At 69.6% G+C, this 654-nt stretch carries 1 pseudogene; it reads right to left on the bottom strand.

Annotated features, from left to right (window positions below):
* Nucleotides 1-646, bottom strand: a pseudogene (gene fliF, locus OR16_RS39125) (flagellar basal-body MS-ring/collar protein FliF); the annotation flags it as partial.
* Nucleotides 647-654 lie beyond the last annotated feature (8 nt).

Below are 654 nucleotides of genomic sequence, written 5' to 3'. Positions count from 1 at the left end.
AGTTGGTGGTGGAGTCGTGGCGGTTGCTGCTCGGGCCGGACTGGGCCGTGGCGGTAGCGCCGCCCTGGGCCTGGCCGGCCTGGCCTTGCTGGCCGGGCTGCTGCCCGGGCTGGTTCGGCTGTCCCGGGCGCGGCGGCTGGGCCGTGGCGATCGGGGCGGTGGCCGGTGCGGGCGGCTGGTTGGACAGCGCGCCAGGCACGCCGCCAACCGGCGTCGCGCCTTGCTGGCTCGACTCGCTCGATTGCTGGCTGCGGATGGCGGCTCGGGTCGGGTCCTGGTTAGGCTTGTAGGACTCGTCCGTGTGCTCGACGATGGAAAAATCCACGTCGGCGGTGACCTGCGCCTTCACATTGTCCTGGCCGAGGATCGGCGCCAGGATGGCTTCCACGCGCTGCGCGTAGTTGCGCTCCAGTGCTTGCACGTACTTGATCTGGCCGGCATCGAGCATGCGCTCGTTGGTGCCGCTGCCAGACAGCAGGTTGCCGTGCTGATCGACGATGGAGATGGCCTTGGGCGTGAGTTCCGGCACGCTGGACGAAACCAGGTGGCCGATCGCGGCGACCTGGCCGTCATCGATGGCGCGGCCCGGATAGAGCTGCAGCACGATCGAGGCGGTCGGCTTCTGGCGTTCGCGCACGAACAGCGTCTACGCGT

Source organism: Cupriavidus basilensis OR16, from assembly GCF_000243095.1.
GTDB classification, from domain to species: Bacteria; Pseudomonadota; Gammaproteobacteria; order Burkholderiales; family Burkholderiaceae; genus Cupriavidus; species Cupriavidus basilensis_D.
Note: the sequence above shows the minus strand (reverse complement) of the source record. Positions and strands in the feature narration are given on the sequence as shown.